The sequence below is a fragment of the Neobacillus sp. SRL179 genome (genome assembly GCF_984799095.1).
Genome location: NZ_OZ481792.1, coordinates 1,599,899 through 1,621,446 on the forward strand (window position 1 = coordinate 1,599,899; position 21,548 = coordinate 1,621,446).

21 protein-coding genes are annotated in these 21,548 nt (G+C 39.0%); 20 read left to right on the forward strand and 1 reads right to left on the reverse strand.

Features of this window, described 5'->3' with window-relative positions:
- The first annotated feature begins 101 nt into the window (after nucleotides 1-101).
- From AC4E8C_RS07965 to spoVM, 17 genes are all read left to right on the forward strand, one after another.
- Entirely contained in the window at nucleotides 102-2,780 is a 2,679-nt protein-coding gene (locus AC4E8C_RS07965; protein ID WP_490211578.1) for a calcium-translocating P-type ATPase, SERCA-type, read from the forward strand.
- A 147-nt stretch (nucleotides 2,781-2,927) separates the two neighbouring features.
- Nucleotides 2,928-3,803, forward strand: coding sequence for a YicC/YloC family endoribonuclease (locus AC4E8C_RS07970; protein WP_490211579.1), 876 nt, complete (start codon nucleotides 2,928-2,930; stop codon nucleotides 3,801-3,803).
- Between the two features lie 62 nt (nucleotides 3,804-3,865).
- A complete protein-coding gene (gene remA / locus AC4E8C_RS07975) occupies nucleotides 3,866-4,129 on the forward strand; it encodes an extracellular matrix/biofilm regulator RemA (RefSeq protein ID WP_490211580.1) in 264 nt (87 codons plus the stop codon).
- Nucleotides 4,130-4,140: 11 nt separating this feature from the next.
- Nucleotides 4,141-4,755, forward strand: coding sequence for a guanylate kinase (gene gmk / locus AC4E8C_RS07980; protein ID WP_490211581.1), 615 nt, complete (start codon nucleotides 4,141-4,143; stop codon nucleotides 4,753-4,755).
- Nucleotides 4,755-4,964, forward strand: coding sequence for a DNA-directed RNA polymerase subunit omega (rpoZ, locus tag AC4E8C_RS07985; protein WP_490211582.1), 210 nt, complete (start codon nucleotides 4,755-4,757; stop codon nucleotides 4,962-4,964). The genes gmk and rpoZ overlap by 1 nt, the downstream gene beginning before the upstream one ends.
- Before the next feature lie 183 nt (nucleotides 4,965-5,147).
- Entirely contained in the window at nucleotides 5,148-6,371 is a 1,224-nt protein-coding gene (gene coaBC, locus AC4E8C_RS07990) for a bifunctional phosphopantothenoylcysteine decarboxylase/phosphopantothenate--cysteine ligase CoaBC (protein WP_490211583.1), read from the forward strand.
- Nucleotides 6,358-8,769, forward strand: a complete 2,412-nt coding sequence (gene priA / locus AC4E8C_RS07995; protein ID WP_490211584.1) for a primosomal protein N' — start codon at nucleotides 6,358-6,360, stop codon at nucleotides 8,767-8,769. The genes coaBC and priA overlap by 14 nt, the downstream gene beginning before the upstream one ends.
- Nucleotides 8,770-8,937: 168 nt before the next feature.
- A complete protein-coding gene (def, locus tag AC4E8C_RS08000) occupies nucleotides 8,938-9,423 on the forward strand; it encodes a peptide deformylase (protein WP_490211585.1) in 486 nt (161 codons plus the stop codon).
- On the forward strand, nucleotides 9,420-10,364 hold the full coding sequence (fmt, locus tag AC4E8C_RS08005) for a methionyl-tRNA formyltransferase (protein ID WP_490211586.1): 945 nt from the start codon (nucleotides 9,420-9,422) through the stop codon (nucleotides 10,362-10,364). The genes def and fmt overlap by 4 nt, the downstream gene beginning before the upstream one ends.
- Before the next feature lies 1 nt (nucleotide 10,365).
- Complete coding sequence (gene rsmB, locus AC4E8C_RS08010; protein ID WP_490211587.1) at nucleotides 10,366-11,712, forward strand: 16S rRNA (cytosine(967)-C(5))-methyltransferase RsmB; 1,347 nt, start codon at nucleotides 10,366-10,368, stop codon at nucleotides 11,710-11,712.
- Nucleotides 11,713-11,756: 44 nt separating this feature from the next.
- Entirely contained in the window at nucleotides 11,757-12,848 is a 1,092-nt protein-coding gene (gene rlmN, locus AC4E8C_RS08015) for a dual-specificity RNA methyltransferase RlmN (protein ID WP_490211588.1), read from the forward strand.
- 4 nt (nucleotides 12,849-12,852) lie between these two features.
- Nucleotides 12,853-13,608, forward strand: coding sequence for a Stp1/IreP family PP2C-type Ser/Thr phosphatase (locus AC4E8C_RS08020; protein WP_490211589.1), 756 nt, complete (start codon nucleotides 12,853-12,855; stop codon nucleotides 13,606-13,608).
- On the forward strand, nucleotides 13,608-15,578 hold the full coding sequence (gene pknB, locus AC4E8C_RS08025) for a Stk1 family PASTA domain-containing Ser/Thr kinase (protein ID WP_490211590.1): 1,971 nt from the start codon (nucleotides 13,608-13,610) through the stop codon (nucleotides 15,576-15,578). Before AC4E8C_RS08020 ends, pknB begins: the two co-directional genes overlap by 1 nt.
- Nucleotides 15,579-15,610: 32 nt before the next feature.
- Nucleotides 15,611-16,492: a ribosome small subunit-dependent GTPase A gene (gene rsgA / locus AC4E8C_RS08030; RefSeq protein ID WP_490211591.1), complete on the forward strand. Its 882-nt coding sequence runs from the start codon at nucleotides 15,611-15,613 to the stop codon at nucleotides 16,490-16,492.
- A 1-nt stretch (nucleotide 16,493) separates the two neighbouring features.
- Nucleotides 16,494-17,138, forward strand: coding sequence for a ribulose-phosphate 3-epimerase (gene rpe, locus AC4E8C_RS08035; RefSeq protein ID WP_490211592.1), 645 nt, complete (start codon nucleotides 16,494-16,496; stop codon nucleotides 17,136-17,138).
- 46 nt (nucleotides 17,139-17,184) lie between these two features.
- Nucleotides 17,185-17,832 carry a thiamine diphosphokinase gene (locus tag AC4E8C_RS08040; RefSeq protein WP_490211593.1) on the forward strand — a complete coding sequence of 216 codons (648 nt, stop codon included), beginning with the start codon at nucleotides 17,185-17,187 and terminating at the stop codon, nucleotides 17,830-17,832.
- A 105-nt stretch (nucleotides 17,833-17,937) separates the two neighbouring features.
- Nucleotides 17,938-18,021: a stage V sporulation protein SpoVM gene (gene spoVM / locus AC4E8C_RS08045; RefSeq protein WP_098528769.1), complete on the forward strand. Its 84-nt coding sequence runs from the start codon at nucleotides 17,938-17,940 to the stop codon at nucleotides 18,019-18,021.
- 198 nt (nucleotides 18,022-18,219) lie between these two features.
- Here spoVM and rpmB read toward each other — a convergent pair whose 3' ends face one another.
- Nucleotides 18,220-18,408 carry a 50S ribosomal protein L28 gene (gene rpmB / locus AC4E8C_RS08050; protein ID WP_007087786.1) on the reverse strand — a complete coding sequence of 63 codons (189 nt, stop codon included), beginning with the start codon at nucleotides 18,406-18,408 and terminating at the stop codon, nucleotides 18,220-18,222.
- Between the two features lie 289 nt (nucleotides 18,409-18,697).
- Between rpmB and AC4E8C_RS08055 the strand changes: the two genes are divergently transcribed.
- From AC4E8C_RS08055 to sdaAB, 3 genes are all read left to right on the forward strand, one after another.
- On the forward strand, nucleotides 18,698-19,060 hold the full coding sequence (locus AC4E8C_RS08055) for an Asp23/Gls24 family envelope stress response protein (RefSeq protein ID WP_490211594.1): 363 nt from the start codon (nucleotides 18,698-18,700) through the stop codon (nucleotides 19,058-19,060).
- Nucleotides 19,061-19,075: 15 nt separating this feature from the next.
- On the forward strand, nucleotides 19,076-20,758 hold the full coding sequence (locus tag AC4E8C_RS08060; RefSeq protein ID WP_490211595.1) for a DAK2 domain-containing protein: 1,683 nt from the start codon (nucleotides 19,076-19,078) through the stop codon (nucleotides 20,756-20,758).
- 127 nt (nucleotides 20,759-20,885) lie between these two features.
- Nucleotides 20,886-21,548, forward strand: a complete 663-nt coding sequence (sdaAB, locus tag AC4E8C_RS08065; protein ID WP_490211596.1) for an L-serine ammonia-lyase, iron-sulfur-dependent subunit beta — start codon at nucleotides 20,886-20,888, stop codon at nucleotides 21,546-21,548.

Sequence of the window (21,548 nt, forward strand, 5' to 3'; positions counted from 1 at the left end):
AATTTACCCAACATTGACACTTTAAAATAGCATTTTTTTGGACGACCCTGAATAAGCTTTCCATAGAGCAAGTCTATTAAAGGGGGAAGTGAGATGGTCGGATGAAATTCCATGAAATGAAGATAGATCAAGTAGAAAAGGCCTTAGAAACCGACTTTTCTTCAGGATTATCACAGGAAGAAGTAAAACAGAGGGTGAAACAGTACGGCCTTAATGAATTAGAAGAAGGAGAAAAGCAATCTGCTTTACTCTTATTTTTTAGTCAATTTAAAGATTTTATGGTATTGGTTCTGCTTGCTGCCACATTAATTTCTGGGCTGCTTGGCGAGTATATTGATGCAATCGCAATAATTGCGATTGTCATCATTAATGGCTGTTTAGGATTTTATCAAGAACGCCGTGCTGAAAAGTCCCTTCAAGCATTGAAGGAATTGTCTGCTCCACAGGTTTCCGTTTTACGTGATGGACAATGGATGAAGTTACCTTCAAAAGAAATCGTCATGGGGGATATTTTGAAGTTTACCTCGGGTGACCGAATTGGTGCAGATGTCCGAGTGATTGAATCGAAAAGTTTAGAGATTGAAGAATCAGCACTAACGGGTGAGTCTGTTCCAGTTTCAAAACATATAGATGGGTTAACAAATCCTAACCCCGGCATTGGAGATATGGAAAACATTGCCTTTATGGGCACCATGGTTACTAGGGGAAGCGGTTTAGGGGTTGTAATCGCAACTGGGATGAATACAGCAATGGGTCAAATTGCGAATTTACTTCAAAATGCAGAAACCCAAGATACACCATTGCAGCGCCGTTTAGAACAACTAGGAAAGATTTTAATAACCGTGGCTTTATTGTTAACGGTGCTAGTCGTTGTGGTTGGTGTATTACGTGGACATGAGCTTTATGAGATGTTTTTAGCTGGTGTTTCGCTTGCAGTTGCCGCCATTCCTGAAGGGCTGCCTGCAATTGTTACTGTTGCATTGTCCTTAGGTGTCCAGAAAATGATCAAGAAAAATGCGATTGTCAGAAAATTACCGGCAGTTGAAACGCTTGGATGTGCTTCTGTCATTTGCTCCGATAAAACAGGAACGATGACACAAAACAAAATGACCGTTACCCATTTATGGAGCGGCGGGCAAACCTGGACAGTTGATGGAGTAGGATATAAACCACAAGGTAGTTTTTATCGAGATGAAAGGCAAGTTTCCCCAAAAGATGAAAAGGCACTACAACAAATGTTGATTTTCGGAATGTTATGCAATCATTCTGATTTAGTTGTAAGGGATGATGAGTTTACTCTTGATGGTGATCCAACTGAGGGGGCATTGCTAGTAAGTGCCATGAAGGCGGGATTTAATCGGCCAAAATTATTAGAAGAGTTTTCCATCATTAATGAGTTTCCCTTTGATTCCGCCAGAAAAATGATGAGTGTTCATGTAAAAGATAAACAAGGGCGGCATTTTATTGTGACGAAAGGAGCGCCTGATGTCATTTTGGGTATTTGTGAATCGGTTCTATGGGAGGATCGCACACAATATTTAACGAAGGAAACACAAGGAAAGGTCCAGGAATCCATTAACGGATTAGCGGCACAGGCCTTAAGAACGATAGCCATCGCCTTTAAGCCAATTTCTGCGAACACAATTATTTTAAGTGAGCAGGAAGCGGAAAAACAGTTGACCTTTATTGGTGTCCAAGGCATGATTGATCCACCTCGCCCTGAAGTGAAGGACGCGGTGAAAGAATGCAAAGAAGCAGGGATTAAAACCGTGATGATTACTGGTGACCATGTTATCACAGCCAGAGCCATTGCATCTCAATTAGGCATTTTAACAAAGAAAAGTAAAGTGCTAGAGGGAAGAACATTATCTGAAATGTCTGTTGAAGAATTGGAGGAAGTTGTCGACGACGTGTCAGTATTTGCTCGAGTTTCACCAGAACATAAGTTGAAAATTGTCAAGGCATTACAAAATAGGGGGCATATTGTTGCGATGACAGGGGATGGAGTAAACGATGCCCCGGCCATTAAAGCTGCTGATATTGGCGTGGCGATGGGGATAACAGGGACAGATGTTGCCAAAGAAGCATCGGCACTCGTGCTGCTTGATGATAATTTTGCTACTATTAAGGCGGCCATTAAAGAAGGTCGTAACATCTACGAAAATATTCGTAAATTTGTCCGCTATTTACTCGCATCAAATGTTGGGGAAATTTTAGTCATGCTGTTTGCGATGATTTTAGCACTGCCTCTTCCGCTTGTTCCAATTCAGATTCTTTGGGTTAATTTAGTAACCGATGGCCTTCCTGCAATGGCATTAGGTCTGGATCGGCCAGAGGAAAATGTGATGAAACGAGGACCACGGAGTCCGAATGAAGGAGTATTCTCCCGTGGTTTAGGTTGGAAAGTTGTATCAAGGGGATTCCTCATCGGTCTCGTCACGTTATTAGCCTTTATGATTGTCTACCATAATGATCCAAGTCAATTAGGATATGCCCAGACGGTTGCCTTTGCCACGCTTGTACTGGCACAGTTAATTCATGTATTTGATTGCCGAAGTGAAAAATCTGTTCTTTCAAGGAATCCGTTCGGAAATCCATATCTAGTTTGGGCTGTTATTTCTTCCTTAGCACTTATGCTTGTGGTCATTTACTATCCGCCGCTGCAGCCTATTTTTCATACCATTCCAATTATTGCGAAAGATTGGCTGCTAATAGTAGGTTTATCATCAATACCAACTTTTTTACTAGCAGGGTCATTTTTGTTAAGAAAAACAAAATAAAGTGTGTTATAATCCAAAAGGTAATAGAATTCATTCTATTACCTTTTGTCATTGTGTTTGGGTTGGAGTCGACTCAAGATATTTTCTGGTAATTCATGATGGTTTTAAAAAGGAAGCCGATCATTTAAAAAGATTGGATGTGCAAGTATGGTTATAAGCATGACAGGTTTTGGAAGAGGTAAGACCGATTCCGGATCATTCACTGTAAATGTAGAAATAAAAACAGTCAACCATCGATTTTCTGAAATTAATATCCGTATGCCAAGACAACTTTTAAAAATAGAAGATAAAATAAAGAAAATCTTAAGTCAGCATATTCGCCGCGGCAGGGTAGAGGTATATGTAAGTGTAGAAGGCGAAGGAATTGTCACCCGAAAAATGCATGTTGATTGGAAACTACTTGAAGAATATTACCAATTTATTAGTGAAGCAAAAGGGAAGTTTGGGATTGAAGGGACGATAACACTTCAAGATTTACTGAATCGAACGGACCTAATACATATTGATGAGAGTGAAACCGGTAATGAGGTGATTGAGAACCTTGTCCTTTCCGCTGCCGAAGAAGCAGCTGCTTTACTTAAACAAATGCGTCATGCTGAAGGAGAAGTCTTGAAAAAGGATTTGCTTTCTATTTCTTCTCAATTAGAAGCGAATGTCATGGACCTTCAGAAATATGCTCCATTGGTTGTTCAATCCTTTAAGGAGCGCTTAACCAAAAGGATTCAAGAGTTTTCAAATGGACAATGGGATGAGACAAGAATCTTAACAGAGGTTGCTGTATTTGCGGATAAGGCAGATATTAATGAAGAAATTACCCGTTTAAGAAGTCATATTCAGCAATTCCTTCATACCTTAAATGATCTTGAACCAATTGGAAGAAAGCTTGATTTTCTTGTCCAAGAAATGAATAGAGAGGCCAATACCATTGGCTCAAAAGCAAATGACGCAAATATTGCCAAAACAGTGGTTGAAATTAAAAGCTTACTGGAGAAATTAAAAGAACAGGTTCAGAATATCGAATAGGAACTTGTTTAGAAATGGTTTAACACGGTCAAAATATATTATTAATGATTGGATGTAAGATCATGTCGATTAAATTAATTAATATTGGATTTGGAAATATTGTTTCTGCCAATCGTATTATTTCCATTGTCAGCCCTGAATCTGCACCTATAAAGCGAATCATTCAAGATGCCCGAGACAGAGGTTCATTAATAGATGCTACATATGGAAGACGAACACGTGCTGTAATTGTCATGGATAGTGACCATGTCATTCTTTCAGCAGTTCAGCCAGAAACCGTTGCTAATCGCTTAACGGACCGTGACGAAATTATTGAAGAAGGGTAGGATGTTCTAACATGCAGGAAAAAGGATTACTGATTGTACTGTCTGGGCCATCCGGGGTTGGAAAAGGCACAGTCCGGAAAGAAATATTTTCACATCCAGATACAGCTTTTGAATATTCCATCTCAATGACGACCCGATTGCCCCGCGAAGGCGAAATCAATGGGGTTGATTATTTTTTTAAATCAAGAGAGGAATTTGAACAATTAATCGAGCAAGGTAAATTGTTAGAGTATGCTGAGTTTGTTGGAAACTATTATGGAACTCCTGTTGATTATGTTAGGGAAACCTTAGATGCAGGTAAAGATGTCTTTTTAGAAATAGAAGTTAAGGGTGCCAGGCAAGTTCGTGAAAAATTCCCGGAAGGTTTATTTATCTTCCTTATGCCTCCTAGTCTGACTGAATTAAAGAATCGGATTGTCACGAGGGGGACGGAAACGGAGGATATCATTCATAATAGAATGCTAACGGCCCGTGAAGAAATTGAAATGATGGAATTATATGATTATGTAGTTGAAAACGATCAAGTTGAACGTGCCTGTGAACGAGTTAAAGCGATCGTAACGGCTGAACATTGTCGAAGAGAACGTGTAGAATATCGTTATAAAAAATTGTTGGAGGTTGAATAATGTTATATCCATCTATTGATTCATTATTAGAAAAAATTGATTCTAAATACTCATTGGTTTCCGTTGCGGCAAAGCGTGCCCGTATTATGTCACAACTTAAAGATGAACGGTTACCCAAATATGTTTCCTACAAATATGTGGGTAAAGCACTAGAGGAAATATATAGTGGCGAACTTACTTACCGAGTTTCTAAAAAGGTTGAAGATTAATTTCATAACTATTACTTGATAGAAAGAAGGTCTGACAAAAGAGATTTACCTCTATGTCAGCCTTTTTTATTTGCCTCCTACAAGTGATTGATGGTTTTTGTAAGAATATAGATGAAAAATGATCTTCTTTCTATCATAATAGGAAGGAAGATACGTATTGGATTAAAAGTGAGGGATTCAAAGATGATCAATGAGAAAAACATTTTATTATGTGTAACAGGTGGTATTGCTGTTTATAAAGCAGCAGCCCTTACAAGCAAACTGACCCAAGCTGGAGCCCATGTGAAGGTCATTTTAAGTGAATCTGCACAAAAGTTTGTTACTCCTCTAACCTTTCAGGCTTTGTCCCGCAATGAAGTATTTACCGATACCTTTGAAGAAAAAATTCCGCAAAAAATAGCCCATATAGATTTAGCTGACTGGGCAGATTTAATTCTAGTAGCACCAGCCACTGCTAATACAATTGCTAAATTGGCTCAAGGTATGGCTGATAATATGATTACTACAACGTTGCTCGCTGCTACCGCACCAGTTTGGATTGCACCAGCAATGAATGTGCATATGTATGATCATCCTGCAGTAAGAAAGAATATTACAACTTTAGCGGAATATGGTTACCAATTTATTGAACCAAGCGAGGGATATCTAGCGTGTGGCTATGTTGGAAAAGGACGACTCGAGGAACCTGAAAAAGTGGTTGAATTACTTAAAGTATACTTTAGTAAAAAGGATGATAAACCCTTAACGAGAAAAACGGTCATCATTACAGCAGGCCCTACTAGAGAAAAAATTGATCCGGTTCGATTTATTTCTAATCATTCAACAGGGAAAATGGGGTATGCCCTTGCGACTGAGGCAATCAAACAAGGTGCTCATGTCATTTTAGTTTCCGGACCTGTCCAAATCTCAGCTCCTGCTGGTGCTGAATTAATTAAGGTCGAGAGTGCAGAAGAAATGTATAATGCCGTAATGGAACATTATGATGCTGCCGATGTCGTAATTAAAACCGCAGCGGTGGCTGACTACCGTCCCAAAGTCACTTATGAGCAAAAGGTGAAAAAACAGGCGGGTGATGCAACCATTGAACTTGAAAGAACAAAAGATATTTTGTATGAGTTAGGTAAAAGGAAAAAGGGACAAGTCCTAGTTGGCTTTGCTGCAGAGACAGAAAATCTCGAAGAATATGCTCGAAAAAAATTAATCAACAAGAATGCTGATTTGATTGTAGCTAACAATGTAAAAACTACTGGGGCTGGATTTGGCACCGATACGAATATTGTGACCCTGTTTAAGCAATCCGGTGACGTTACAGAATTGCCGATTATGCCCAAACAGGATGTTGCTAAAAAGATAGTAGAAGAAATTACTGCACTTATGAAGGATATGGGTAAAGATGGAAATTGCTAGTGTGATTGTCGATGTTCCGACAAAACAGACGGATAGAACATTCGATTATTTAATCCCAGAACACTGGAGTGGAGTAATCCAGCCGGGAATGAGGGTAATCGTTCCATTTGGTCCGCGCAAAATCCAAGGTTTTGTCATCTCTTTAAAAACAGAATCCGAATTCAATAAATTAAGAGAAATAATCGAGCCAATGGATTTAGAACCTGTTTTAAATAAGGAATTATTAGCACTTGGTGACTGGCTGACCGAAAGTACGCTTTGTTTTAAGATTTTTGCCTATCAGGTCATGCTCCCTGCAGCCTTTAAAGCCAAATATGAAAAAATAGTTAAACTTGCAGCCGGGGCAGAGGTTTCTCTTTTACCATTGCAATTGCAGCCTTTTTTTGAAAACAACCAGTTACTTAATTGGGATGATGCTCTCAGAAACGGCATTGTCCACTCATTGCAAAAAGAGGCTGCTAAAGGACATTTAGAAGTAATTTATAAAGTTAAGGAACGGGTAAGGAAGAAACGACTGAAATTTGTACGTTCAATCGTAACCCCTTCCCAATTAATAGAAGAAATAGAAAAGGTCCCTGCTAATGCAGAAAAACAACGGCAAGTATTAAGCTATTTTGCTGAGCACAATCATGAAGTTGAATTGAGAAAATTAGTTTCAGAGCTAAATATTTCTGCTTCGACGGTTAAAGCACTTATTGAAAAAAAGCTTTTAGTTGAGTATGACATGGAGGTTTATCGTGATCCATTTGAACATCGGTCATTTGAACGAACAAAGCCCCTGCCACTGACAAATGCGCAACAAACGGCAATAAGTCCAATTTTAAGCTCTATCGAACAAAATGAACACAAGGTGTTCTTACTATACGGTGTGACAGGCAGCGGCAAAACCGAAGTTTACCTGCAATCCATCCAAGAAGTGATTGAAAAAGGGAAGGAAGCCATCGTTCTTGTACCAGAAATTGCTCTCACACCGCAAATGGTTCATCGATTTAAGGGGAGATTTGGCGATTTAGTGGCTGTTTTACACAGTGGCTTGTCTGCAGGCGAAAAATATGATGAATGGCGAAAAATTCAGCGTAAAGAAGTAAAAGTTGTCGTTGGTGCTCGTTCAGCGATTTTTGCCCCATTCGAAAATATCGGTATTATTATTATTGATGAGGAACATGAAACTAGCTATAAACAAGAAGAGATGCCGCGCTATCATGCTAGAGAAGTGGCAATAGAAAGGGCCAAGACATATAACTGCCCTGTTGTACTTGGAAGTGCCACCCCGTCACTAGAGTCCTTCGCAAGAGCACAAAAAAACGTTTATCATCTCTTATCACTGCCAAGCCGAATGAACAATCAAAAAATGCCTTCTGTTGAGATTATTGATATGCGTGAAGAACTCCGTGAAGGCAATCGGTCCATGTTTTCCCGAAAACTTTTTGACTTACTAAAAGACCGAATTGAGAAAAAACAACAAACTGTCTTATTTTTAAATAAACGAGGTCACTCTTCATTTGTCATGTGTCGTGATTGCGGATATGTAGTGAATTGCCCCAATTGTGAGATTTCGCTAACCTATCATCGGGTTAATGAGCATATGAAATGCCACTATTGTGGCTATGAAAGCTATGTTCCCAAACATTGCCCTGAGTGTAATAGTGAATATATTCGTTATTTTGGAACAGGTACCCAAAAAGTACAAGAGGAACTTGGAAAGATTTTACCCGAGGCAAGAGTGATTCGAATGGATGTGGACACAACAAGTAAAAAAGGGTCACATGAGAGACTTCTTACTGATTTTAAAGATGGAAAAGCAGATATATTGTTAGGAACGCAGATGATTGCGAAAGGATTAGATTTTCCGAATATCACCCTAGTTGGGGTGCTATCAGCCGATACCATGTTGCATTTACCGGATTTTCGAGCGTCTGAAAAAACCTTTCAGCTATTAACCCAAGTGAGTGGGCGTGCTGGACGTCATCAACTCCCAGGAGAAGTGATTATCCAAACCTATACACCGGAACACTACAGTATAGAACTTGCTAGCCATCATGATTATGATCATTTTTACCAGCATGAAATGATGATGAGAAAGACACATCATTACCCCCCATTTTATTACTTATCACTTATTACAGTCAGCCATGAGCAACTGATGAAAGTAGTATCGGAAACGGAAAAGATTGTAAAGTATGTGCGTTCGCAAGTTTCAAATAAAGCGGTTGTTTTAGGACCAGCAGCCTCACCGGTTCCTAGGATAAATAATAGATATCGTTACCAATGTCTGATAAAATACAAACGGGAACCAAACCTAATTAAAACACTTAAAACAATCCTAGATCAGTACCAGAAAGATACGAAAAGTGGTTTGCAAGTATCCATAGATGTAAATCCCTTCATCTTAATGTAAGCTTAAATGAAATCCAGCCTGTAAAAAAGGTTATGATTTACGTTTTTGGGTGAAAATGATGAAGAAACCCCGAATGGTTAAGTCCAAGCCACTTGGCCTTTCTCTCGAATTGAAATACTTTTTTAAAAACTATACAGCAAACTGTATTGGCATAATGGAGGAACAAAATTGGCAATTAGAAAAATTGTTCTTCACCCTGCGGATATTCTAGAAAAGTCATGTAAGCCAGTGGTGAAGTTTGATAAGAAATTAGCAAAATTACTAGATGATATGTACGATACGATGCTTGAATATGACGGGGTTGGACTTGCAGCACCGCAAATTGATCTCGATGCGCGAATTGCCGTAGTGGATATTGACGATGAACATGGAACGATTGAAATGATTAATCCTGTTGTTTTAGAAACTTCTGGAGAGCAAACTGGCCCAGAGGGGTGCTTGAGCTTTCCAGGACTTTTTGGCGAAGTGACTAGACCTAATTTTGTTAAAATTGAAGCCTTTGATCGTAAAGGAAGAAAATATACACTTGAAGCAGAAGATTTCTTAGCTAGGGCTATCCAGCATGAAATCGATCATTTAAATGGTATTCTATTTACCTCTAAAGTAAGTAGATACTTAGAGGAAGAAGAGTTAAAAGGAGAAGAAACGGAATGACGAAAATTGTTTTTATGGGAACCCCTGATTTTTCCGTACCAGTTTTACGGCAAATGATCAATGATCGTTATGAAATTATTGGGGTGGTAACTCAACCAGATCGACCAGTAGGAAGGAAAAAAGTTTTAACACCCCCACCTGTAAAGGTTGAGGCAGTAAAACACGGCATCCCCGTTTTTCAGCCAGAGAAAATTCGGCAAGAAGAAGAGCTGGAGAAAATCCTCTCCTTACAACCAGATTTAATAGTCACGGCTGCTTTTGGGCAAATATTACCTAAGAAGTTGTTAGATGCACCTAAATTTGGGTGTATAAATGTTCATGCATCATTGTTACCTGAACTACGCGGCGGTGCTCCCATTCATTATGCCTTATTGCAAGGGAAAAAGAAAACAGGAGTGACCATCATGTATATGGTCGAGAAATTAGATGCTGGGGATATCCTAACAAGTGTGGAAGTGCCAATTAGTGAAAATGATAATGTTGGTACACTCTTTGAAAAGTTAAGCATAGCGGGTGCTAAACTATTATCAGAAACATTGCCGCCCTTATTAGAAGGAAATCTAGTCCCAAGACCGCAAAATGAGGATTTAGCAACTTTTGCCGCCAATATTAAGCGTGAACAGGAAAAGATTGATTGGACGAGATCAGGAGAAGAAATTTATAACCACATTCGCGGATTAAACCCTTGGCCGGTTGCCTTTACAACCATTGAGGGACAGGTCTTAAAAATTTGGCGTGCTGAAAAGATAGCGGGACTTAAAACTAAAGAGCCTGGAACAATCGTAAAAATTGAATCTGATGGATTCACCATAAGTACTGGGAATGACACGGCAATAAAAATATTGGAACTGCAGCCTTCAGGAAAAACAAAAATGTTAAGTGAACAATTTTTAAGAGGTGCAGCATCAAAAATTTCACTAGGCAGCAAGCTGGGAGAATAAGATGACCTCAACGAAAAATAATGTACGTGCAATCGCAATGGATTTACTTGTAACAATAGAAAAAAACCAATCCTATAGTAATTTGTTGTTAAATACCACAATTGAAAAGCACAATTTATCTGCTGTTGATGTTGGCTTACTTACGGAATTAACTTATGGCACCTTGCAACGGCGTATGGCATTAGACTTCTATCTAAACCCGTTCATCAAAGACAATAAAAAGCTGGCAAATTGGATTCACCATTTACTGAGAGTAACACTTTATCAAATGGTTTATCTTGATCGAATTCCCGACAGAGCTGCTATTTACGAAGCGGTAGAAATTGCGAAGGAACGCGGCCATAAAGGGATTGCCAGTTTGGTAAATGGAGTATTAAGAACCATTCAGCGTCAAGGACTGCCATCATTGAATGAAGTGACTGATCCCATTCAAAGGTTATCCCTTGAAACCAGCCACCCTGAATGGCTTGTTACTAGATGGGTAAATCAATTTGGATTTGAAAAAACCAAAGATATGTGTGAAATTAACTTAACTGCCCCCATGCAAACAGCACGGGTGAATCTGACGAAGATTTCTAGAGATGAATGTGCCGCCCTTTTAGAAGAAGATGGATTTCAAATTGAAAAAAGTCCGTTTATCCCTGAAGCGATCAGGTCGTTAAAGGGGAATTTAGCTGCCACCATCCCTTTTAATTATGGCATGTTCACCATTCAAGATGAGAGTTCGATGCTGGCTGCCTATGCTTTGGGTGCAAGGGAAGACGAATATGTTCTCGATGCGTGTGCCGCACCGGGAGGAAAAAGCACCCATATTGCAGAAAAAATGAATAATACGGGTGAGGTAATCTCGGTTGATCTTCATCAGCATAAAGTGAGATTAATCAATGATAATGCCAAGCGATTAGGGCTGTCCAATATAAAAACAAGTGTCTCAGATTCGCGTCACTTACAAGAAAAGTTTAAGCTTGAATCATTTGATCGGATCCTTCTTGACGCTCCTTGTTCAGGCCTTGGTGTAATGAGAAGAAAGCCCGACATGAAATATACGAAAACAGAACAAGATTTAGAACGTTTAAGTGTAATACAGCAGGAACTATTAAAATCAGTCACACCATTATTAAAAAAAGGCGGCCTCCTCGTTTATAGTACTTGTACAGTAGATAAAGGGGAAAATGAATATACTGTAAAAACATTTTTAGATCAAAATCCAGACTTCGTCGGTGATACCACGTTTAAAAGCAGGATGCCTGAAGCCATCCAACCTTTAATAACGGGTTATGACCTGCAAATATTCCCACAAGATATAGGATCAGATGGATTCTATATTGCAGCGTTAAGGAAATTATAAGCACTCATGCGCTCCGCTAGATAATAGAAAGAAGGTGTACTTAGTTGGAACAAACAAATACAACTGAGACGAAAACAACATTGGACGAAAAGAAAAAATCTATCTATTCACTGCAGCTTCCAGAATTAAAAAACTGGCTGTCAGAGAATGACGAAAAGCCATTCCGTGCCGAGCAAATTTATGATTGGCTCTATAAAAAAAGAATTACCTCGTTTGAGGACATGAGTAATTTATCTAAGGGTTTACGAGATAAGTTAGATGATCAGTTTCAAATTACAACATTGAATACAATCATCCAGCAAACTTCCCAAGATGGAACCATTAAGTTTTTGTTTGAACTTCAAGATGGTTATTCGATTGAGACCGTGTTAATGCGCCATGATTATGGGAATTCCGTTTGTGTCACCACTCAAGTTGGCTGCCGAATTGGTTGTACCTTTTGTGCCTCGACTCTTGGCGGACTGAAAAGACATTTAGAAGCAGGCGAGATTGTTGCTCAAGTGGTTAAAGTACAACAAGCATTGGATGAAACAGATGAGAGAGTAGACTCCGTAGTCATTATGGGAATTGGTGAACCATTCGATAACTATGATAATATGCTCGCTTTCTTAAAAATCATTAATCATGAAAAATCCTTGAATATTGGAGCACGCCACATTACGGTTTCGACCAGTGGAATTGTGCCAAAGATTTATAAATTTGCTGATGAAAATACACAAATTAATTTTGCTATTTCGCTCCATGCCCCAAATACTGAATTACGATCAAGATTAATGCCCATTAACAAAGCGTATAAACTTGATGACTTAATGAAAGCAGTACGGTATTATATCGATAAGACAGGACGCAGAATTAGCTTTGAATATGGTCTATTTGGCGGAGTGAATGATTCAATTGAGCATGCGGAAGAATTAGCAGCCCTCTTAAAAGGACTTAAATGTCATGTGAATTTAATTCCAGTTAACTATGTACCTGAGAGGGATTACGTCCGTACGCCAAGAGATAAAATTTTTGCTTTTGAAAAAACACTGAAAAACTTAGGAATTAATGTAACGATCCGCCGGGAGCAGGGTTCAGATATTGCTGCAGCATGTGGCCAACTTCGTGCAAAGGAGCGGAAAGAGGAGACGAGGTGAAGGGATGAAAGCAGTATATCAAACAGACCGAGGAAAAGTGCGTCACCATAATGAGGATGCCGGGGGTGTGTTTACCAATCAGGATGGGAGCCGCCTTGCCATTGTAGCCGATGGGATGGGCGGTCACCGTGCTGGTGATGTGGCAAGTGAAATGACCTTACAAGTTTTAAAAACGGAATGGGAAGCTTCAAAAGGAATTCTAACCGCTGAAGAAGCAGAGAATTGGCTTAAAGATCAAATCACAAATGTTAACGGCTTATTATTAGAACATGCCCAAAAAAATGTAGAGTGCGACGGGATGGGAACTACCATCGTTGCAGCTATCGTGACAGACCGCTTTGCGACAGTTGCAAACATTGGCGACAGCCGGGGCTATCTCTTAAACGAAACTGGTTTTAAACAGATAACGGAAGATCATTCTCTTGTAAATGAGCTAGTCAGGTCAGGCCAAATTACAAAAGAGGATGCTGAGCATCATCCGCGAAAAAATGTCCTGCTTCGAGCATTAGGTACTGAAAAGAAAGTAGAAATGGATATCAAAACCATTATTTTTGAGGATGGAGATCTAATTCTTCTTTGTTCAGATGGTCTTTCTAATAAAGTAAATGAAAAAGAAATGAGTGAAGTTCTGCAGAATAGTGACCATTTAAATCAAAAAGCAAGCAAACTAATTGCTCTTGCGAATGAAAATGGTGGAGAGGATAACATTACACTGGCTATTGTAGAGTTTTCTGATGTCAGCAGCGAGGGTGATGTTTGATGATGATTGGAAAGAGATTAAGCGGGCGCTATAAAATATTGGATATGATTGGCGGAGGGGGCATGGCAAATGTCTACTTAGCTCATGATATGATCCTTGACCGCGATGTAGCCGTAAAAATGCTTCGTCTTGATTTTGCTAATGATGAGGAATTTATTCGGAGATTTCGCCGCGAAGCGCAGTCAGCGACAAGTCTAGCCCATCCTAATATCGTTAATATTTATGATGTTGGTGAAGAAAATGACCTTTACTATATAGTCATGGAATTTATTGATGGTCAGACACTTAAGCAATACATACAACAAAATTCTCCATTAAGAGTGGAAGATGCTCTTGGGATCATGAGACAACTAACTTCTGCTATTTCTCATGCCCACCAAAACAATATTATTCATCGTGATATTAAACCACATAATATCTTAGTGGACCACGATGGTAATGTGAAAATTACGGATTTTGGGATTGCTATGGCACTCAGTGCAACAAGCATTACACAAACCAATTCTGTGTTAGGGTCTGTCCATTATTTATCGCCTGAACAAGCTAGAGGCGGGATGGCAAACAGAAAGTCTGATATTTATTCATTAGGGATTGTCATGTTTGAGCTATTAACGGGCAGACTTCCGTTTTCAGGGGAATCAGCCGTATCAATCGCCTTAAAGCATTTGCAGTCAGAAACACCGTCTGTGAGAAGGTGGAATTCCGATATTCCCCAAAGTGTGGAAAACATTGTCTTAAAAGCAACAGCAAAGGATCCGTTTCATCGCTATAACAGCGTAGATGAAATGGAGGAGGATTTACGGACAGCCCTTGATCCTGAAAGAATGGATGAACCGAAGTTTGTCATTCCAATCGATAATGAGGCCACAAAGGCTATTCCAGTAATAACTGATCACCATCCATTAAAGAATCTAGATGAAACATTAGTTCATTCAAATGAAAAACCTGAAAACAACAAAAAGGTGTCTAAGAAAGGGAATAAAAACCCTAAAAAGCGAAAAAAATGGCCGATGGTTTTAATATCTATCTTTCTTGTCCTTCTCATTCTTGGATTACTAACTTTTACATTTTTACCTGGATTAATGTCGGCAAAAGAAGTAAAAATACCTGATGTTAGTGGTATGAATGAAGATGATGCAGTTTCCAAACTCAAGCTTAAGGGTTTAACAGTTGGAAAGAATATCGAGATTACGGATGAAGACGTAGAAGAGGGAAAGGTAATAAAGACTAATCCGGAAATTGGTACGCTGGTAAAAGAAGACTCTAAAATAACCCTTTATATAAGCTCAGGCAAAGAAAAATATGAACTGTCTAATTATGTTAACCGGCAGTATGATGATGTCATTCGATTACTAGATAACCAAGATTTTAAAGACATAAAGAAAATCGAAGTTACGGATGACAGTGATCCGGGGACGATTATTAGTCAGAGTCCTATGCCTGGAGAAAAAGTTGTTCCAGACGAAACTGTTATTGAGTTTGAAGTTAGTAAAGGGCCTGAAAAAATCATTTTAAAAGATTTAAGTCAATACAGCCTAAAAAGTGCACAAGATTATGCTTCTCTAGTAGGACTATCTTTTCAGATTACAGAAGAGAGATATGACGAAAAAATTCCTACTGGAATGGTTATCTCGCAATCACCCGCTCCAGGAACGGAGTTAAATAAGGGTGATAAAGTAACGGTTGTCATTTCAAAAGGCCAAGAACCACCTAAGAAGGTAACGAGGGAGATCAACATTCCCTTTGAGCCAGTGGTACCAGGTGAACCAGTGGAGAAACAAGAGGTCATTATTTATATTGAAGATATGAATCATAGTATGACAGAGCCAGCTGAAACCTTTACGATTACGCAAAATACCACCAAAAAGATTGAACTGATGATCGCCTATGGAAAGAAAGCGGGGTATAGAGTTTTTGTTGGCACCAATGTTGTGGCTCAAGAAACCTTTAATTATGATGATGTTGAATAAAAGAAAATCACCGAAAGGCAAGGAGTGTGGCTATGCCTGAAGGAAAAATTGTTAAAGCTTTGAGCGGTTTTTATTATGTTCTTCAGAATGACAAATTAATACAATGTCGTGGAAGAGGAGTATTCCGCAAAAACAAAATAACACCGCTAGTTGGTGACGAAGTTGTTTTTCAAGCTGAAAATGAATTAGAAGGCTATATTTTAGAGGTAAAAGAACGTAAAAATGAATTGGTCCGTCCACCCATTGCAAATGTAGATCAAGCTATCCTTGTTTTTTCAGCAGTGGAACCAGATTTTAGCACAGTCTTGTTGGACCGGTTTCTTGTGCTAGTTGAATTTAATCACATTGAACCTCTTATATGTATTACGAAAATGGATTTAATCAACAATGATCAACAGCGCCAAATTGCCGAATATGCTGATGAGTATAGAGCAGCGGGATATGAAGTCATTCTCACCTCTTCTGAAACAGAAACGGGTATTGAACAGTTAAATCCACATGTTGAAAATAAGATCTCTGTATTTGCAGGTCAATCAGGCGTCGGGAAATCGTCACTTCTTAATGTACTCAGGCCGGATCTTGAACTAAAAACGAATGATATCTCTTCCCATCTGGGGAGAGGGAAGCATACGACTAGACATGTTGAGTTGATAAAAATAGGAAATGGGCTGATTGCGGATACACCAGGATTCAGTTCCCTAGAGTTTACTGATATTGAGGTAGAAAGTTTAACTGCCTGTTTCCCGGAAATTCAAAGAGCAAGTGAGAATTGTAAATTCCGCGGCTGCTTGCATGTTACTGAACCTAAATGCGCAGTCAAGGCAGCTGTTGAAGCAGATGAAATCCCATCGTACCGCTACGAACATTATGTGGATTTCCTGCAGGAAATTAAAGATAGAAAGCCGAGGTATTAATATGGTAAAAATAGCACCTTCCATTCTTTCAGCCGATTTTTCGAAACTGGGAGAAGAGATCTTAGCAGTTGAACATGGGGGAGCTGACTACATTCATATTGATGTAATGGATGGACATTTTGTACCTAATATTACAATTGGACCACTAATAGTAGAAGCGATTAGACCCATTACTGCACTGCCCTTGGACGTCCATTTAATGATTGAGGATCCGGATCAGTATATTGAGGCATTCGCCAAGGCAGGCGCCGACTATATTACGGTACATGTGGAAGCATGCCGTCACTTGCACAGGACCATCCAAATGATAAAATCTTTTGGGGTCAAGGCTGGTGTGGTCTTAAACCCTGCCACTCCAGTGGAAACCATTCAACACATTATTGGGGATATAGATATGGTGTTATTAATGTCGGTTAATCCGGGTTTTGGCGGGCAAGCCTTTATTCCTGAAGTCCTTCCAAAAATAAGAAAAGTGAAACAAATGGTTGATCAAAAAGGATTAATGGTTGATATCGAAATTGACGGCGGTGTGAATTCTGAGACCGCAAAGCTTTGCATGGAAGCAGGGGCTGATGTCCTCGTTGCAGGTTCTGCTATTTACAATCAGGATGATTATGCGAAAGCCATTTCGCTAATCAGAGGATAAAGCCGGCTGCCTAAGCTGGCTTTTTCTTCATAGGAGAAGATTAACGATGATTATTAATATACTCGCTGGTGGTCCTGAAGAACTCCTCCCAGATTTGACTTCCTTTGATAGGGAGGATTGTTTATGGGTCGGAGTTGATCGGGGTGTCTTCCATCTTTTAAAAAGAAATATTTACCCGCAAGTTGCTTTCGGGGATTTTGACTCTGTTACAAAGGGAGAATTATCGTTTATTGAAGAGCGTGTCTCTGAAATCAAACGATATAAGCCAGAAAAAAATGAAACCGATATGGAGCTTGCCCTTAATTGGGCACTAGAGCAAAAGACAAGTACCATTCAATTATTTGGTGCGACTGGAGGAAGGCTGGATCATTTATTAGCCAATATCCATCAATTACTGAATCCATTGAAAACTGCTGATCATATCAATGTCTCTTTAATCGATCAAAAAAATATCGTCTTTTTAAAAAAACCAGGCCGTTACACGATTGAAAAAATGGCAGCTAAAAAATATATTTCTTTTGTTCCCTTAACCCTTGATGTCCGTGATCTTACACTTACAGGCTTTAAGTACCCGCTAGAAAACCGTCATATTTCTATCGGTTCCACACTATGTATTAGTAATGAACTTATTAGTGATTATGGTACTTTTTCATTTTCCGAAGGCATATTAATAGTGATAAGAAGTCACGATTAATATGCGATTCAAATTGGTACTGATTTCGTTCGTGTGAATAATATGTAGGGCGTGCGAAAAAGGTTGCATGAAATAAGCTGTGGGAGATTTGTGAGGAGGGACAGTATGAAATTTTATACAATTAAACTGCCGAAATTTTTAGGCGGACTTGTCCGAGCGATGATTGGGGCATTTAAAAAAGGTGAATAAAAGATAAAGAAAGCCTTATAATATTCTTATGGCACCCATTATCATTTGGGTGCTTTTTATTTTGATGTTTAGGGAATAATAAAAGAATAAGTTTAAAAATTGTCCCTATTTGTTCATATTTCATCCTAACCCATTTTTAGAACTTGATTTTGTGTTTTCAAAAAGAAAGAGCACCCTAATTTAGGATGCTCACAGCTTTTATACCCGTTCAACTTTACCGGATCTTAACGCTCTTGCAGAAACCCAAACACGCTTAGGCTTACCATCAACAAGAATACGTACTTTTTGTAGGTTAGCACCCCATGTACGCTTATTAGCGTTCATAGCGTGAGAACGTGCGTTACCAGTTGTTGTTTTCTTTCCAGTTACTACACATTTACGTGGCATATCTTTTCCCTCCTTAACGACCAAAAGCTTTATACAGCAATCTTTTAGATGTTTCATCTGGTAATAGAAAATTAATAAACAAATTTTCTAGTCATGAGATACCTTAATAATTTATCATACAACGAAATGGTTTGCAATAGTTGTGTACAAACCTTTCAAGAAAAAAACCTTGACATAGGGAATAAATAAATGCTCTTATAGTATCAGGCAAGTATAACTTTCAATATTGAATGGACTATAGTAAAATGACTGTAGTCAAGGAGCAATTTTTCAGGAGGGGGAACGATTCATGTCCATTGAATTAAAAACTAAGTACGGACAAATTGATATTTCAAACGAAGTAATTGCGACAATTGCTGGAGGTGCGGCGATTGAATGTTATGGAATCGTTGGTATGGCCTCTAAGAGTCAAATTAAAGACGGTATTACAGAAATACTACGAAAAGAAAACTTTACTCGTGGTGTGATTGTGCGCCAAGAAGATGAGGCATTACATATTGATATGTACATTATTGTCAGCTATGGAACGAAAATTTCCGAAATTGCCCACAACGTGCAATCAAAGGTTAAATATACCCTCGATCAAACTGTTGGACTTGCCGTTGACTCGGTTAATATTTACGTTCAAGGAGTTCGTGTCACGAACCCATAGTGAGGAGGAAAGTTTGTGTCAATTACAGCATTAGATGGAAAACGTTTTGCTGAGATGGTTATTCAAGGCGCAAATCATTTGGCAGCAAATGCGAAAATGGTCGATGCTTTAAACGTTTTTCCTGTGCCCGACGGTGATACTGGAACAAATATGAATTTATCAATGACCTCAGGGGCAAAGGAAGTAAAAAATAATATCCAGGAACATATTGGTAAAGTGGGAATAGCTTTATCCAAAGGTTTATTAATGGGAGCCCGTGGGAATTCCGGGGTAATACTCTCTCAACTTTTTCGTGGCTTTTCAAAAGCTGTCGAAACAAAAGCAAAAATCTCCGGAAAAGATTTTGCAAATGCACTCGAGGCAGGGGTAGAGACAGCTTATAAAGCAGTTATGAAACCTGTTGAAGGAACGATTTTAACCGTTGCTAAGGATGCAGCGAAAAAGGGTGCTCAAACTGCCCAAGTATCCGATGATATTATTGTTATCATGGAGGATGTGTTAAAAGAAGCAAAAGCATCCCTAAAAAGAACACCAGATCTTCTGCCAGTATTGAAGGAAGTTGGCGTTGTGGATAGTGGTGGCCAAGGTCTTGTTTTTGTTTATGAAGGATTCCTTTCCGTACTAAAAGGAGAAAAGCTGCCGGAAACTTCGGACTTGCTTCCATCCATGACTGAACTGGTTAGTGCAGAACACCATAAAAGTGTTCAAGGCCATATCAGTACAGAAGATATTGTGTTTGGTTACTGTACAGAATTTATGGTTCGCTTTGAAGCAGATAAAGTGAAAAAAAATCCGTTCAATGAAACTCAGTTTAGAAATGACCTGAGCAAACTAGGGGATTCTTTACTTGTCATTGCTGATGAGGATGTTGTAAAAGTACATGTTCACTCTGAACAACCTGGTGAAGTATTAACGTATGGACAACAGTTCGGAAATTTAATTAACATGAAAATTGAAAACATGCGTCTGCAGCACTCCAATATTGTTGGGGATAATTACTCAGCTCCTGCTTTAGAACCAGTTACAAAACCAAAAGAACTCCAGGAATTTGGTATTGTGACTGTCTCCATGGGTTCAGGAATAGCAGAACTGTTCAAGAGCATTGGAGCACATGCAGTTATTGAAGGTGGACAAACGATGAATCCGAGTACAGAAGATATCGTTAAGGCTGTAAAAGAGGTTCATGCCAAAAAAGTATTTATTTTACCAAATAATAAAAACATTATTATGGCTGCAGAACAGGCAAAAGATGTTTCCGAAGAAGAAATTATCGTGATTCCATCAAAGACTGTTCCGCAAGGACTATCAGCCCTTCTTGCCTTCAATCCTTCCGCAAGTGTGGAGGTAAATGAAGACGCGATGAAGGAAGCACTGCAGCATGTGAAAACTGGGCAAATTACTTTTGCAGTCCGTGACACATCCATTGACGGCTTAGAAATTGAGAAAGATGATTTCATGGGCATTGCCGAGGGCAAAATAGTGGTGAAAAACAAGGACAAAGGAAAAGTAGCTGAAGACCTTTTAGCCAATATGATTGACGAGGATTCGGAAATTTTGACGATCATTTATGGTGAAAATGTAACAGATAAGGAAGTTGCAAAACTGACTCAATTTGTTGAGGAAAATTATTCAGATGTGGAAATAGAAATTCATAATGGCGGTCAGCCATTATACTCATTTATCTTTTCAATTGAATAATGAACGGCTAAAATAGAAGGGGGGCTTATTTAAGTCGCACCCTTCTTTTTTGTCTTTTTTAGTAACCAAACCATTTCAATACTATAGACTTATTATAAATAGACTACCCAGAGGGAGAGAAACGTTAGTGAAATATAGAAGTGTCTTTGATATTATTGGTCCTGTCATGATTGGTCCCTCTAGTTCTCATACAGCCGGTGCGGCAAGAATTGGCAGGGTTGCAAGAAGCTTATTTGGCCGGGAACCAAAATGGGCCAATATCTCTTTGTATGGTTCATTTGCAAAAACATACAAAGGTCACGGTACGGATGTAGCGATTGTAGGGGGATTATTAGATTTTGATACAGATGATGTAAGAATCATTAATGCCATTGATATCGCCGAGGAAAAAGGTATTAAGCTTCGCTTTATTGAAGAAGATGCCATTACAGATCATCCTAATACCGCAAGGATTATCGTTGGGGACCATAATGGAGAACTAGAATTGGTCGGTATTTCAATTGGTGGAGGAAAAATAGAAATTATTGAGTTAAATGGTTTTGAATTAAAGCTATCCGGAAACCATCCGGCCATCCTGGTTGTTCATAATGACCGCTTTGGAGCCATTGCCAGTGTGGCCAATACATTAGCAAAATATGAATTAAATATTGGCCATATGGAGGTTGCCCGAAAGGATATTGGCAAAATGGCGTTGATGACCATAGAAGTGGATCAAAATATAGACAATAAAATTCTCCTCGAACTTGAACAGCTCCCTAACATTTTAAAAGTAACCAAAATCGTGGAATAA

Excerpts from the sequence above, each read along its gene's own strand:
- AC4E8C_RS07965 (WP_490211578.1), top strand. The coding sequence starts at position 102 with ATGAAATTCCATGAAATGAAGATAGATCAAGTAGAAAAGGCCTTAGAA.
- AC4E8C_RS07970 (WP_490211579.1), top strand. The coding sequence starts at position 2,928 with ATGGTTATAAGCATGACAGGTTTTGGAAGAGGTAAGACCGATTCCGGA.
- remA (WP_490211580.1), top strand. The coding sequence starts at position 3,866 with ATGTCGATTAAATTAATTAATATTGGATTTGGAAATATTGTTTCTGCC.
- gmk (WP_490211581.1), top strand. The coding sequence starts at position 4,141 with ATGCAGGAAAAAGGATTACTGATTGTACTGTCTGGGCCATCCGGGGTT.
- rpoZ (WP_490211582.1), top strand. The coding sequence starts at position 4,755 with ATGTTATATCCATCTATTGATTCATTATTAGAAAAAATTGATTCTAAA.
- coaBC (WP_490211583.1), top strand. The coding sequence starts at position 5,148 with ATGATCAATGAGAAAAACATTTTATTATGTGTAACAGGTGGTATTGCT.
- priA (WP_490211584.1), top strand. The coding sequence starts at position 6,358 with ATGGAAATTGCTAGTGTGATTGTCGATGTTCCGACAAAACAGACGGAT.
- fmt (WP_490211586.1), top strand. The coding sequence starts at position 9,420 with ATGACGAAAATTGTTTTTATGGGAACCCCTGATTTTTCCGTACCAGTT.
- rsmB (WP_490211587.1), top strand. The coding sequence starts at position 10,366 with ATGACCTCAACGAAAAATAATGTACGTGCAATCGCAATGGATTTACTT.
- AC4E8C_RS08020 (WP_490211589.1), top strand. The coding sequence starts at position 12,853 with ATGAAAGCAGTATATCAAACAGACCGAGGAAAAGTGCGTCACCATAAT.
- pknB (WP_490211590.1), top strand. The coding sequence starts at position 13,608 with ATGATGATTGGAAAGAGATTAAGCGGGCGCTATAAAATATTGGATATG.
- rsgA (WP_490211591.1), top strand. The coding sequence starts at position 15,611 with ATGCCTGAAGGAAAAATTGTTAAAGCTTTGAGCGGTTTTTATTATGTT.
- rpe (WP_490211592.1), top strand. The coding sequence starts at position 16,494 with ATGGTAAAAATAGCACCTTCCATTCTTTCAGCCGATTTTTCGAAACTG.
- AC4E8C_RS08040 (WP_490211593.1), top strand. The coding sequence starts at position 17,185 with ATGATTATTAATATACTCGCTGGTGGTCCTGAAGAACTCCTCCCAGAT.
- spoVM (WP_098528769.1), top strand. The coding sequence starts at position 17,938 with ATGAAATTTTATACAATTAAACTGCCGAAATTTTTAGGCGGACTTGTC.
- rpmB (WP_007087786.1), bottom strand. The coding sequence starts at position 18,408 with ATGCCACGTAAATGTGTAGTAACTGGAAAGAAAACAACAACTGGTAAC.
- AC4E8C_RS08055 (WP_490211594.1), top strand. The coding sequence starts at position 18,698 with ATGTCCATTGAATTAAAAACTAAGTACGGACAAATTGATATTTCAAAC.